11 protein-coding genes are annotated in these 13,598 nt (G+C 47.7%); 5 read left to right on the top strand and 6 right to left on the bottom strand.

The features are described 5' to 3' along the window. Nucleotides 1-88: 88 nt before the first annotated feature. Nucleotides 89-1,294, top strand: coding sequence for an NAD(P)/FAD-dependent oxidoreductase (locus tag L0Y31_RS02765; RefSeq protein ID WP_234735609.1), 1,206 nt, complete (start codon nt 89-91; stop codon nt 1,292-1,294). A 46-nt stretch (nt 1,295-1,340) separates the two neighbouring features. On the opposite strand, the gene L0Y31_RS02760 is transcribed toward L0Y31_RS02765, so the two are convergent. Continuing rightward, entirely contained in the window at nt 1,341-2,111 is a 771-nt protein-coding gene (locus L0Y31_RS02760; protein WP_234737101.1) for an SDR family oxidoreductase, read from the bottom strand. A gap of 168 nt (nt 2,112-2,279) precedes the next feature. Here L0Y31_RS02760 and L0Y31_RS02755 point away from each other — a divergent pair, with 168 nt between their 5' ends. Then, entirely contained in the window at nt 2,280-3,605 is a 1,326-nt protein-coding gene (locus L0Y31_RS02755; protein ID WP_234735608.1) for a M23 family metallopeptidase, read from the top strand. Between the two features lie 53 nt (nt 3,606-3,658). Here L0Y31_RS02755 and L0Y31_RS02750 read toward each other — a convergent pair whose 3' ends face one another. The 5 genes from L0Y31_RS02750 to atpA all read right to left on the bottom strand — a co-directional run bounded on the left by L0Y31_RS02750 (nt 3,659) and on the right by atpA (nt 8,681). Then, nucleotides 3,659-4,219 carry a DUF4136 domain-containing protein gene (locus L0Y31_RS02750; protein ID WP_234735607.1) on the bottom strand — a complete coding sequence of 187 codons (561 nt, stop codon included), beginning with the start codon at nt 4,217-4,219 and terminating at the stop codon, nt 3,659-3,661. Between the two features lie 335 nt (nt 4,220-4,554). Then, complete coding sequence (locus L0Y31_RS02745) at nt 4,555-5,103, bottom strand: YceI family protein (protein WP_234735605.1); 549 nt, start codon at nt 5,101-5,103, stop codon at nt 4,555-4,557. 148 nt (nt 5,104-5,251) lie between these two features. Beyond that, nucleotides 5,252-5,989, bottom strand: coding sequence for a LolA-like protein (locus L0Y31_RS02740; RefSeq protein WP_234735604.1), 738 nt, complete (start codon nt 5,987-5,989; stop codon nt 5,252-5,254). 150 nt (nt 5,990-6,139) lie between these two features. Next, nucleotides 6,140-7,030 (bottom strand): ATP synthase F1 subunit gamma, encoded by an 891-nt coding sequence (gene atpG, locus L0Y31_RS02735; RefSeq protein WP_234735603.1) that lies wholly within the window; start codon nt 7,028-7,030, stop codon nt 6,140-6,142. 73 nt (nt 7,031-7,103) lie between these two features. After that, nucleotides 7,104-8,681, bottom strand: coding sequence for a F0F1 ATP synthase subunit alpha (gene atpA / locus L0Y31_RS02730; RefSeq protein ID WP_234735602.1), 1,578 nt, complete (start codon nt 8,679-8,681; stop codon nt 7,104-7,106). A 289-nt stretch (nt 8,682-8,970) separates the two neighbouring features. Here atpA and L0Y31_RS02725 point away from each other — a divergent pair, with 289 nt between their 5' ends. The 3 genes from L0Y31_RS02725 (at nt 8,971) to L0Y31_RS02715 (ending at nt 13,568) form a co-directional block, all read left to right on the top strand. After that, on the top strand, nt 8,971-9,714 hold the full coding sequence (locus L0Y31_RS02725) for an FKBP-type peptidyl-prolyl cis-trans isomerase (RefSeq protein ID WP_234735601.1): 744 nt from the start codon (nt 8,971-8,973) through the stop codon (nt 9,712-9,714). A gap of 4 nt (nt 9,715-9,718) precedes the next feature. Continuing rightward, nucleotides 9,719-11,812 (top strand): carboxy terminal-processing peptidase, encoded by a 2,094-nt coding sequence (locus L0Y31_RS02720; protein ID WP_234735600.1) that lies wholly within the window; start codon nt 9,719-9,721, stop codon nt 11,810-11,812. A 214-nt stretch (nt 11,813-12,026) separates the two neighbouring features. Beyond that, a complete protein-coding gene (locus tag L0Y31_RS02715; RefSeq protein WP_234735599.1) occupies nt 12,027-13,568 on the top strand; it encodes a DUF1800 domain-containing protein in 1,542 nt (513 codons plus the stop codon). The last annotated feature ends 30 nt before the right edge of the window (nt 13,569-13,598 follow it).

Below are 13,598 nucleotides of genomic sequence, written 5' to 3'. Positions count from 1 at the left end.
CGCGCAGTTATGTGAACGAATCTGGACAGCTGAGTAGCGGAGAATAGCGGTTAGATGAAAAGAGAATACTCACGTTAATGAAGTTTTTATGCTCGTTCGTTCTTCAAATACTTACTGGTTAGAGCAGAACCAAACTGCTGCTCCATATCCTACTTTGCACCAGCATCTGGAATGTGACGTATTAATTATAGGCGGTGGAATTACTGGCGCTTTGGTCGCTTATGATTTAGTTCGCGCCGGTATTGATACCGTTTTAATTGACAAACGAGGCATCGGCAAAGGCAGTACTGCTGCTAGCACGGCGCTTATCCAATACGAAATAGATGTCCCCCTGCACCAATTAATCGATCAGATTGGCGAGCACGATGCCGTAATGAGTTACAAACTCTGCCTGAATGCCATTCATAAGTTGGCGGAGATTGTGGGGCGGCTGGATACCGATTGTGGCTTTAGCTACAAAAAGAGTCTGTATTATGCGGCGCAGCCCGAGCACGTGGAGATGCTGAAAAAAGAGTGTGCAGCACGAACCAAATACGGGTTTCGCTGTAGCTGGCTGAACCCACTCGATATTCGTAAACACTTTCAGTTCAATGCGCCGGGTGGAATTTTATCGGAAGATGCCGCCGAACTGGATGCCATGGAACTAACCCGCTCCCTGTATCGCTACCTGACCAAACGCGGTTTGCGGATTTTTGAGCAAACTTCTCCCGAAGAAATTGATTATGCGGATAAGCGCGTGCGGGTCCGGACCAGTCAGGATACGAATATTGTGGCCAAAAAATTGATTTATGCTACCGGCTATGAGACGCAGAAAATGTTTGAAAAAGACGACGTGTTGCGTCTAAAAAGCACATATGCACTGGTAACGGAACCCATCGCGAAGCTGCCCGATGGGTTGCAAAAATCGCTGATCTGGGACACGGCAGATCCTTATTTCTACGCCCGAACAGCCTCCGACGGCCGGATGATGCTGGGCGGTGAGGATGAATGGATTGTGGATGCTACGAAGCGTGATGCGCTTATTCCGGAAAAACAGGCCAAGCTCCTGAACAAGTTTAATTCACTCTTCCCCGAACTGCACGCGGAACCCCACCTGACATGGGCGGGAACGTTTGCCGAAACCAAAGACGGACTTCCTTACATTGGTGAGCATAAACGCTATCCAAACAGTTATTTCGCGCTTGGCTTTGGTGGAAATGGCATCACGTTTAGTATCACAGCGGCGGGCATCATCCGCGATCTTTTTCAAAAGGGACAAAGCAATCAGGCAGATATTTTCCGGTTTGGACGCTGATAAAAACTATTCCGGGAGCGTGCGGAGCTTAACCCGGAATAGACATTTACATGCCGTAGGCTAGAAAACCGCCGTCAACGGCCAGCGTTTGACCCGTGATGAAACCCGCAGCGGGCAAGCTCAAAAAAGTAACGGCGGCGGCTACTTCTTCTGGTTCTCCTACACGTCCCATAGGCGTTCGGCTCAGAATTCGTTCCAGTCTTTCAGGATTTGTCAGGACAGGTTCGGCCAGCGGCGTCCGAATGTACCAGGGTGCCACTGCGTTGACGCGAATGCCGTCCTTAGCCCATTCAACGGCCAGGTAGCGCGTCAACTGATCAAGGGCTGCTTTGGTCATGCCGTAAGGTGAACCGCTGCCCACGTGCGTCATGCCCGCTACCGAAGTGATGAATACCACACTACTCTGCCCCGATGTTTTCAGCAACGGATAGGCTGCTTGGGTCATTTCGTAGGCTGAGCGTAGGTTCGTATCAAGGATGTGCGAAAATTCAGTTGGATTATAGTCTGCCGTAGGTTTCCGAATGTTGGTTCCGGCATTGTTAACTAAAATATCCAGGCTGTCCCAACGTTTTTGAACCGCTTCAATGACTTGCTGGCTAGTTCCGGCCTGACTAACATCCGCCGCCAAACCATCCACATCAAACCCGGCCTCACGATAGCCTAGCAACTTCTCCTGAAGCAGTGTATCATTCCGGGCAACGAGAAAAACAGACGCTCCCAGCTGCAAATACTGATCGACAATCGCTTCGCCGATACCCTTCGTTGCCCCCGTAATAAGAACACGGCGGCCTTTTAATTGCCACTGTAGCTGATTCATCATTTATGCGTGATAAGTGTTAAAAGCAATATTAACGAATTATCGTTTTGGAACTATGGGTCGCCAGAACGAAGTCAAAAAAGTAGTTTTACCCAGTTAACACTAGGTGCTTTCTCGAACCATCGCCATTGCTTTTGGTTAAAAAGTATACGCTATTACTTATTAAGAATGAGAACATCTTTTGCTTTTATTGCGCTGATTGGTCTGCTGGGCGCTTGTACCAGTGTGGGACCAACGCGTATTTTTCAGTCTACATCACCACACGATAAATATGCCCGTTCGCTTAAAGACGCCAAGCTAGAACAAACCGCGCTCGGGCGAGATTGGGTTGCCGCCGGTGAACGTGCCCTGACCGATTCCATTACAATCAACGCCCCTTATCGGGAGAGCGGGTATTTTGCTTCTAATCGTCCTTTTGCGATTGGGTATCGGTTACGCGGGCAGCGGGGCGATAAGTACATTATCCGGTTTGATGTGCAGGGGCAGGAGCCGGTTCAGGTGTTCATTGATGTCTATGAATTGGATGATCAACCAGGAAAAGCAAATCCAGATCGACTCATCTCTGCCAAAGCCGATACGAACCTGCTGGAACTGGAAGTACGCAGCAATCAGATGCATTTAATTCGTTTGCAACCTGAATTATTGCGCAGTGGTCGGTATACCATTTCGGTCACGCGGGAGCCAGTGCTGAGCTTTCCGGTAAAAGGCCGTGATAGCCGGGCCATCAGCAGCTATTTTGGCGTTGCGCGTGACGGTGGCCGTCGGCGGCACGAAGGGGTCGATATTTTCGCCCCGCGCGGAACGCCGGCCGTGGCCTCAACGGATGGCGTCGTTTCTGGCGTTGGCACGACTAACTTAGGCGGAAATGTAGTCTGGCTTTCGGATTCCAAACGAAACCAGCGTCTGTATTATGCGCACTTGGACTCGCAGGCCGTTCAGGATGGACAAACGGTTTCAGTTGGCGATACGTTGGGTTATGTGGGCAATACGGGCAATGCCCGAACAACCAGTCCGCATTTACACTTTGGCATTTATCAGTTTGGGGGCGGGGCCGTTGATCCACTTCCGTACGTGCGGCTTAGTACGGGGCCAGCCCGGCAGGTTTTGGTAGGAGCGGAGCGTTTAGGCGATTCGCTTCGGGTTTCAGTTGCGCGGGCGGTGGTGCGCCAGGCACCCAATGGCGATTCTCCCATCGTTCGGGAACTGCCTCGCTCGACGCTGCTCACGCTAATGGGTGGCACAGCGGCTTGGTTGCGTGTTGCCTTGCCGGATGGTAAGATGGGCTATGTAGCCAATTCGGTTACCGAAGCTGCCAGCCGGTCACTACGCCGTATTTCGTTGACTGCCGGAACGGGTTTGCTAGAAGCGGCCTTACCGACAGCCGCTGCCATCAAAACAGTGCCCGCCGGAACGGCTGAGGTATTGGGTGTTTACAATGCCTACCAATTAATACGACACCCAAGTGGCTCGGTTGGTTGGGTACTTAATCCATAAAAAAACCGCCTGCTTCGTTGGAAGCAGGCGGCTGAGCAAGCTAGTTATATGAATTAGCGGGAACCGTAGTCCTGGCCAGCGCTTTCTGGGAAGTTATCCATAATGCTCTTCACCGTTGTACGGAAAGCCGCATCGCGGTCACGGTCGCGTTTCTGATTTAATTGGCCAGTTGCCCAACCTTGCCAAACAATGTCATTCGTCCGGCTATCATAAACGTTAACCACAATCCGGTTCTCTTCATATTGGCGGGAGTAAACCTGATTGTTCATGCCCCAGTAACCCCAATAAGGGCTCATATTTGGGCTTGATTGAATTTGCTGACGGTCTTTAGAGTCAGAAAAGAAACGAATCACCAGGTCAGCATTGCCAGCTTCAACAGCACGGTAACCACGCGCCCGCATAGATTGATCAATTTGATCGGAGATCCGACGCTGATTCAGGCCACTACCCGAAATTGGATCGGCATTACGAACACGGTCCGCTTCGATTCGGTAGGTGCTGAACTGACGCACATTTACTTTCGGGTCATAGTCAAATTTAACGTTTACCGACGGAGCACAACTCGCCAGCAGACCCATAACAAACAAGCTCGCAATTATACCTTTGAGTTTCATGATTGTGTTGCATTAAGTGTTCGGAATCCTTAACAGGATAAAGCAAAAAGGTCCTGTAAAGCATTTAATAAACGATAGTCAAAGAACCATTATTATGCTTCGTATAAATAACGGTTTATATAAGGACTTAGTTCTACGGAAAAGAGTTGTAAGCAAGAATTAATAAATTTTAATATTTGATGTAAAAAATTGGAATACAGATAGTTAACTTAAGCAAATTGGAGTTGTTTGTTTTCCTGGCCAGAAGGTACAAAAAAAGTCTGTAGGTAGCCAAAAATGAGCTTTCGGCTACCTACAGACTGGAATGAATGCGCGTGAAACGCAGTCTAAAATCTTTATTGTTTTACAACTTGTACGTTCAGAATCAGCCGAACATCGTCGCTAACAACAACGCCACCCGCTTCGGTTACGGCGTCCCAGGTCAAACCGTATTCTTTGCGGTTAATCTTGCCGCTAATCTCAAAACCGGCTTTCGTGTTGCCATAGAAATCACCCATCTGGCCGCCGTATTCAGCTTTCAGCGTAACTGACTTCGTTACATCCCGGATCGTCAGATTACCGGTCAGTTCGTAATTTTCATCGTCAATCTTCTTGAACGAAGTCGACTCAAAAGTTAATTTCGGAAACTTCTCAGCGCTGAAAAATTCGTCGGATTTCAGGTGGCCGTCCCGTTGCTCGTTGTTGGTGCTGATGCTAGCAATATCGGCAGAGAATGATACATGGGCACCGTCAAAATCATCACCCGCTGCTTCTACTTTACCTTCAAAAGAACCGAAGCTTCCTGTTACGTTGGAAACCATAAGGTGGCGAATTTTAAACAGGATCTCAGAGTGGGTTGGATCGATTGCCCAAGTAGTTTTTGCGGATGTAGTTGGCGTTGACATGGTTAAAAAGTTTATGCGGTTAAATTGTAATTACATTTGATGTATATACATTTAATAAAAAGGGATTGTTCCCCATTCTGATTATTTTTTTCAAATTATAAAAAAAGCCTGCAATCAGCAGGCTTCTCAAGCGTAAAATCAACCAAAATTATTTCTTTGCGGGCATCTTGAAGATGCTCTCATCCACCGTCGGATTCACTTCCACTTTTGTTACAGTAACCGCCACAGGACCGCCGCCGGGCAGGGCATCACCTTTCACCTCAACGGCAAACGGAAAAGTGATTCCGTCAACTTTCTGGAAATTAGAGCTACTGGTTTCCTGCTTGAACTCTTTACCCTGTACGTTGGCAATGGTTGTCGTTCTGATGGGTAAGTAGGTTTTAGCGTCGAGATTGATAAATTCAGTTACGTTGTTCTTTTTGCCAATTTTAAGTTTGTAGGTTTCAGCGGTGCCTACATTCTCTTTTCCAACGAGTTCGACGGTATTTCCTTTGGCTTTGTAATTAACCAGCGAACCTTTCAGGTCGAGCTGATCGGTCATCATTTTTACCTGCTCATCAGGCGTTGGAGTGGCATTGACAGGATCAACCATTGGATTGATGCCCCAGCCTTTGTTGCCATCAATAACCTGAACCATAGTCATACCCTGGACAATAATGTCCTGGCGAAATGCTTTCTGGTCAATAATGGTCAGGTTTTGGGTTAAATCCGTTCCCATCATTTGCATGGATGAGCTGATTTTTACCGACTTAAGATTGTTTAACTTATCGGCACCACCCATTGCCTGGACGTGTTTGTCAACAAGCTCATCAACCGTCTGGGCGGTTGCTGTGTTGGCCATAAAGCCAGTCAAGGCGGTAGCAATAATCAAAAATGTCTTTTTCATGTATATGACGTTTAGAAAGAGTTTTTTTGGATAGCGTGCGAGCTCATTACAAAGATAAATCTATTCTCTACCCTACCAAGACATCATCCAGCTGATAAACGAAAAAGGCCACACCAGTTAGTGCGGCCTTTTCTAATTTATATTCAGTGATTAACCTGCCAAGGCTTCGGCTCCCCCTACGATTTCGAGAATCTCTTTCGTAATGGCGGCCTGACGCGTCCGGTTATACACCAGTTTCAGCTCTTTAAGCAGATCACCGGCATTTTCAGTGGCTTTGTCCATGGCTGTCATCCGCGCTCCGTGTTCGGATGCGTTTGATTCCAGAACCGCTTTGTATAACTGAATTTTGAGTGTCTTAGGGATGAGTTCTTTGATAATCTCTTCCTCTGAAGGTTCAAAAAGATAGTTAGCTACTGTAGTTTTAGTCGTAGATTGATCGGCAGTCTCTTCTGAAACAATTGGTAAGAATTGCTCCGTGCGGATGATCTGCGTCGCTACGTTTTTAAACTCATTGAAGATAAGTTCAACGGCGTCGTATTGGCCCTCCAGAAACTGAGTCATCACTTCTTCCGCTGCGGCACGGACGCGAGTAAAGCTCAGTGAGGTAAATACGTCCATGTACTTGGTATTGACTTTGTAACCCCGACGGATAAACGCTTCGCCTCCTTTTTTGCCAATAGCCATGATATCTACATGACCACGGCGGTTTTGGGTGGCGTATTTTTCCGCGATAAGAGCGCTGGCTGCCCGCACGACGTTGGTATTAAACGCGCCGCACAGACCCCGATCTGACGTAACAAGAATTAGCAGTACGCGTTCTACAGGCCGTACTTGTTTGTAGGGATTTTCTCCAGCAAGTTCAGCCCCTGCCGATACCGTTCCCAGCATTTCGCTGAGTTTTTTGGCATAAGGACGCATTTGCAGGATATTATCCTGTGCCCGACGTAATTTCGCTGCCGATACCATTTTCATGGCTTTCGTGATCTGCTGCGTCGAGCTAATGGAAGTAATTCGGTTTCGTACTTCTTTTAAGCTGGGCATGGTAGAGAAGTTTCAAGCTCCGGGGTTCAGAGATAAGGCTGTAAACCGAAGCTTGAAACTAGTTATCAGTATGTTATGCGTAACGAGCGGCTAAATCCGTAGCTACTTTCTTAATGACTCCAACAATGGTATCGTCATACTTACCGGCCCGGAGCTGATCCAGGGTATCGCGGTGCTGAGCAGCCAGAATAGTAGCGAACTCGTTTTCGAATTCTTTCACGCGGTTAACCGGAACACGGTCCAGGAAGCCTTGTGTCGAAGCGATGATAATAGCTACCTGCTGTTCTACCAGTACCGGCGAGTATTGCGCCTGCTTCAGGATTTCCTGGTTACGGCGGCCACGGTCGATGGTCAATTTGGTCGAGGCATCAAGATCCGAACCAAATTTCGCAAACGCTTCCAGCTCGCGGAACTGCGCCTGGTCGAGTTTCAGCGTACCAGCCACTTTCTTCATGGATTTGATCTGAGCGTTACCACCTACGCGCGATACCGAAATACCTACGTTAATGGCTGGCCGAATCCCGGCGTTAAACAAGTTTGACTCCAGGAAGATCTGACCATCTGTAATAGAAATTACGTTGGTCGGAATATAAGCAGAAACGTCACCGGCCTGCGTTTCGATAATCGGCAATGCAGTTAGTGAACCACCTCCTTTTACCCGGCCTTTCAGCGAAGGTGGCAAGTCGTTCATGTTGGCAGCAATGGCATCGTTAGCGATCACCTTAGCGGCCCGTTCCAGTAACCGGCTGTGCAGGTAGAAAACGTCTCCTGGGTAGGCTTCCCGTCCTGGAGGACGACGCAGCAGCAGGGAAACTTCGCGGTAAGCAACCGCTTGTTTAGATAAGTCATCGTATACAACCAGAGCAGGACGGCCTGTATCCCGGAAGTACTCACCAATGGCTGCTCCGGTAAACGGGGCGTAGAATTGCATTGGAGATGGGTCCGATGCACCAGCTGCTACGATTACTGTATAGTCCATGGCACCTGCTCTGCGCAGCGTCGCTTCAACCTGCTTAATGGTTGATGCTTTCTGGCCGCAGGCAACGTAGATACAATAAACGGGCTGGCCTTTGTCGTAGAATTCCTTCTGGTTAATGATCGTATCGATTGCCACCGCAGTTTTACCTGTCTGGCGGTCACCGATAATCAATTCACGTTGGCCCCGGCCTACTGGGATCATGGCGTCGATCGCCTTGATACCGGTTTGCAGTGGTTCGTTAACAGGCTGACGGAAGATTACACCTGGCGCTTTACGCTCCAGCGGCATGGCAAACGTTTCACCCTGAATGGGACCTGAACCATCGATTGGTTGACCAAGCGTATTCACAACGCGGCCCAGAATTCCTTCACCTACGTTGATATAAGCAATCTGGTTGGTACGTTTTACCGTGGCACCTTCTTTAATTTCGGAATAGTCACCGAGCAAAACGGCACCTACGTTATCTTCTTCAAGGTTCAGTGCCAGTGCTTGCAGTCCGTTTTCAAACACCAGCAACTCGCCGGCCTGGACTTTAGAAAGCCCATAGATACGGGCCACACCGTCGCCGATTTGCAGCACCGTTCCGACTTCTTCGAGTTCTGCTTCGGTTCGGGCGTTTGAAAGCTGTTCCCGGAGAATGGCTGAAACCTCGTCGGGTCTTACTGATACCATATAATTTGGAGAGAATCGTTAAGTTGAGATTGTGTTTTTCGGGCGCAAAGTTACGTGATAAATTTCACTAAAACAGACTACTGTCCGTATTTTTCGCTTTAAGGGTTTATACTTTTCTAAGAATCTGGTTTTTTCATAATGTAGGATAGATTTCTGCGTTGTACAGCTAACCATCCATTTGGCCACTTATCACAAAATTGTTTTAAGAACTGTAGGATTTACCAAACTTTTGCCAGTCATTTTTACGTTATACCAACAGAATCCATTTTTTTAGTATCTTTCCTTTCGCATGAAGTTAATTCAATTGACGTTAGCCGGTTTTGTATCGGCTGTTATTGCCACTGGCTCAGTAGAGGCTCAAACGGCTAAAAAACCAGCTCCAAAGCCTAAAACAGCTGCCACGGCGGCAAAAACCAATCTTCCAGCCAAACTAGCCAATAACGTAGATTCAGTTAGTTATAGCATTGGGGTCAATGTTGGATCAGGGCTTCGTTCGCAGAATCTGTCAAACGCCAACCTGAATGCTTTAATGAAAGGCCTCGAGCAGGCACTGAAAGGCCAGCCTACGCAATTGAATAATGAACAGGCCACATCTGTAATCCAGGGATTCTTCCAGAAACAGGTAACGGCCAAGGCCGACGCGAACAAAAAAGTGGGGGATCAGTTCTTGGAAGAGAACAAGAAGAAGCCAGGAATTATTACCACTGCCAGCGGGCTGCAATACCAGGTAATGACAGCAGGCACGGGTACTAAGCCAACGGCATCCGATACTGTTCGAACCCATTATACGGGTCGCTTGATCGATGGAACGGTGTTCGATAGCTCGGTAGAACGGGGCGAACCCATTGAATTTCCCGTTTCGGGAGTAATACAGGGCTGGGTAGAAGCACTCCAGTTGATGCCAGTTGGCTCTAAATGGAAATTGTTTATCCCCTCCCAATTAGCGTACGGCGAACGAGGTGCCGGACCACAAATCGGACCGAACTCAACGCTGGTTTTCGATATTGAGTTGTTGGATATAGTTAAAAAATGAGGATATGAGAAAATATCTGATTACCCTGGTGCCCGTGCTGATGCTGGGCTTTCAACCAGGACCACAAGCGGGAATTTCGACGGTACCAACGTCAGCTCCTAACTCCGACGATTTGAAACCAACTATGTCGCAGGAGAAGGTTGAGGCATTGGTAACGAAGATATTGACCACTTATCATTACCGAAAGGTACGTCTGAATGACTCGCTCTCATCGGCAGTCTACGACAACTACCTGAAGGAACTTGATAACAATAAATCATACTTCCTGGCTTCGGATGTTGCCTCTTTCGAGAAGCATCGTAACAACATTGATGACTACCTGAACAACGGGGATTTGTCGATGGCGTATGATGTCTACAACGTCTTTCGCAAGCGATATAACGAGCGTAGCAAATACGTTCAATCGTTGCTTGAAAAGCCATTTGACTTTTCGGCAGACGAGTCGTTCAATACAAATCGCGAAAAACTGCCTTGGCCTAAATCGGTGGAAGAGCAGAACGACCTGTGGCGTAAAGTAGTCAAGAATCAGGCGCTTGAGTTGAAACTAAGTGGCAAAGCTGATTCTAGCGTAGCGCGGACGATGAAGGAGCGCTACAAGAATCTGGACAAGGCCATGTCGCGCATCAAGAGCGAAGATGTATTTCAGATGTATATGAATGCATTTGCCGAATCGCTTGACCCGCATACTAATTACATGTCACCCCGCTTTGCGGATCGTTTTAATCAGGAGATGAGTCAATCCCTGGAAGGAATCGGTGCGCTTCTGGGCGAAGAAGGTGAATACATTAAAGTATCGGAGGTAATTCCGGGTGGTCCTGCTTTTAAAAGCAAGCTTATTGCGAAAGGCGACAAAATCGTTGGGGTTGCCCAGGGCGACGGCCAGATGGTTAGCATTGTTGGCTATCAGGTCGATGAAGCGGTTAAGCTGATTAAAGGTCCCAAGGGAACAACGGTTCGTCTGCAAATCAAACAAGCCGAAGCCTTGGCCGGAGCGCCGCCGAAAGAAATCAAGCTGGTTCGTGAGAAGATTAAGCTAGAAGAGCAACGCGCTAAAAAAGAAGTAATCGAGATCACCCAGAACCAGAAAAAAGTGAAAATTGGTGTGATTTCAATCCCTATGTTCTATCGTGATTTCGATGGCGCCCGGAAACGCGAACAAGGTTTTGTCAGCACAACGGGTGATGTTAAGCGCCTGATGAACGAGCTGAAAGCGGAAAACGTAGAAGGCGTTGTCATTGACTTGCGGGATAACGGCGGTGGTTCTCTGACTGAAGCCATTGAGCTGACCGGCTTATTCATTGCAAAAGGTCCGGTTGTTCAGGTAAAAGAAGCCCAAGGAGAAGTAGAAGTTCAAACCGATACTGATCCGTCGATTACGTATGACGGGCCACTGGCCGTGTTAGTGAACCGTTTTAGTGCTTCCGCTTCCGAAATTTTCGCCGCTGCCATTCAGGATTACAAGCGCGGTCTGGTTATTGGTGGACAGACCTTTGGTAAAGGGACTGTGCAAACGATGGTTGACCTGAATCAGTGGTTGCCCAAAGAACCAGAGAAAGTAGGACAGGTGAAAATGACGATTGCCAAGTTCTACCGAATCAATGGAAGCAGCACCCAGCACAAGGGAGTTACGCCGGATATTGAATTGCCCTCGGCTTTTAGTGCGGAAGAATATGGCGAAAGCTCACAGCCAAGTGCCCTGCCCTGGGATCAGATTGCCTCGGCTCGCTACGAAGCAACCCGCGATGTAGACGACAAGGTGGTTGGAAAACTGCGTGGTAGCTATGAGCAGCGTCTGAAATCGGATACCGAGTTGAAGCAATTGATGGCTGATTTTGCTGAATTTAAAAAGGCAAAAGAAAACACTGTTGTTTCCCTGCAAGAATCGAAGCGCCGCAAAGAGCGTGAAGAAGCAGAAAAGAAACGGGCGGCTATGCGCCAGAGCGGTGGCGCTGATGGCGAGTTGTTGGTCTCAAACGGTACACCAGAATCAGGTGATAAAGAAAAAGATAAGGATAAAAAAGAGAAAAAAGACCTTTACCTGACCGAGTGCGGTCGGATTCTGGCCGATTACATTTCTTTTACGAGAGCAACTCCTTAATAAGATAAGTATTTAGTGCAAAAGCCACATCGGATTTCCCGATGTGGCTTTTTTATTGGCTTATTAGGTAGAAAAGCCAATAAATAATGGTAAAAATTTAATTTTTAAGAGGTTATTAATGAGGCTTCAGTTTAAGATACGAAAAAATATGTAACTTTATTCGGTATAAATACTAGTTGTAAATACTCATTCTTCAGGCTGATACTCTAAACGTATGGCTTCGCTCAATTCGGTGACAAGTCCGCTAACGGCTCGACAGGTTTCTCATTTACTGAGAAGAGCTACAGTTGGTGTATCCACGGCCAAGATGCGGTCTTGGATTGGCCTGACACCGCAGGCTGCATTAGAGCGTCTATTTGCTGAGCAGCCACTCCTACCAGCTCCGCTTGACCCCGCTACAGGAAAAACTTTCGTTGATATCCCGTTTAGCTCAACCTTGTCCAAAAGCTATCTGAAAGGCTGGTGGGTGGGCCAAATGCTAACAGAGCAGGTATCGGTACGCGAAAAAATGGTACTCTTCTGGCAAAATCATTTTGTGACTACGCTGGCTGAAGTAGATGATTATCGGTACTTCTATTATCAGAACCTGATGCTTCGCCGGAACGCGCTCGGAAACTTCCGAACGTTTATAATCGAGGTGACCAAAGATCCGGCTATGCTTCGCTACCTGAATGGCAACCAGAATGTAGCGGGGAAACCCAACGAAAATTATGCCCGTGAACTGCTGGAACTCTTTACCATTGGTCGCAATAACTACACAGAGGACGATGTGAAAGCGGCAGCTCGGGTGTTGACAGGCTGGGCTGATTCTGGTTTTCGGAGCACAACAACGGCAACTATTACAACGAGTTTTCGCGCTAATCAACACGATACGACCAACAAACAGTTTTCTACTTTTTTCCAGAATACGCTGATTCAGGGCAAAACAGGCGCGACGGCAGGAGAGGCAGAGTTGGGAAGTTTGATCGACATGATCTTGGCCCAGCCAGAAACAGCCCGTTTCATATGCCGTAAATTGTACCGCTGGTTTCTCAACGCGGATATAAGTCCTGATGTTGAGCAAACGATTATTGAGCCGCTGGCCAAAATCTTTCGCGGAAGCAATTATGAAATAAAACCTGTTGTATCGGCGCTGCTTACGAGCCAGCATTTCTACGAGGAAAGTTTGCGGGGAAGCATCATAAAATCTCCGGTAGAACTGGTGATAGGCGCGTGGCGGGCGTTTGAAATGCCTGTGCCTGATCTAACCAAAGAAGCCGCTGTCTTTTATACGTTTACAAACTACCTGCTTCAGCGCACAAAAGAGCAGCAGCAAGACCTGCTCGACCAACCGTCGGTTTTTGGCTACAAACCTTACTACGATACAGGCTTTTCCGAAATCTGGATTAATGCGAGTACACTAGCGCTGCGGGGCAATTTCACGGACCAGCTTATAAATGGCCGGATCACTATCAACAACGTTCGGCAATACCCAGACCTGATCAAAATCGCCGGGGCAACGACTGCACCCACTGACGTAGAAAAGCTGATTAATGAATTGGCCGAAAATTGGTTTGCGGTAGATTTGACGAAGCAGCAGAAAGATTACATGATCGACCAGATCATGGTTCCGGGTTTGCCGCGTTACGTTTGGTCGGATGAGTGGAATAATTACAAAAATGATCCAACGAGCACTAATAAACGCATGGCTATCCAGACTAAACTGGTTAATCTGATGCTATATATGTTTCGTCTGGCTGAATATCAAATGGTCTAAACCCGCAGCTAAAACAAACGTTTTATCCTG

This window comes from Tellurirhabdus bombi (assembly GCF_021484805.1).
Classification (GTDB): Bacteria; Bacteroidota; Bacteroidia; order Cytophagales; family Spirosomataceae; genus Tellurirhabdus; species Tellurirhabdus bombi.
This window is presented reverse-complemented; position numbering and strand designations above follow the sequence as displayed.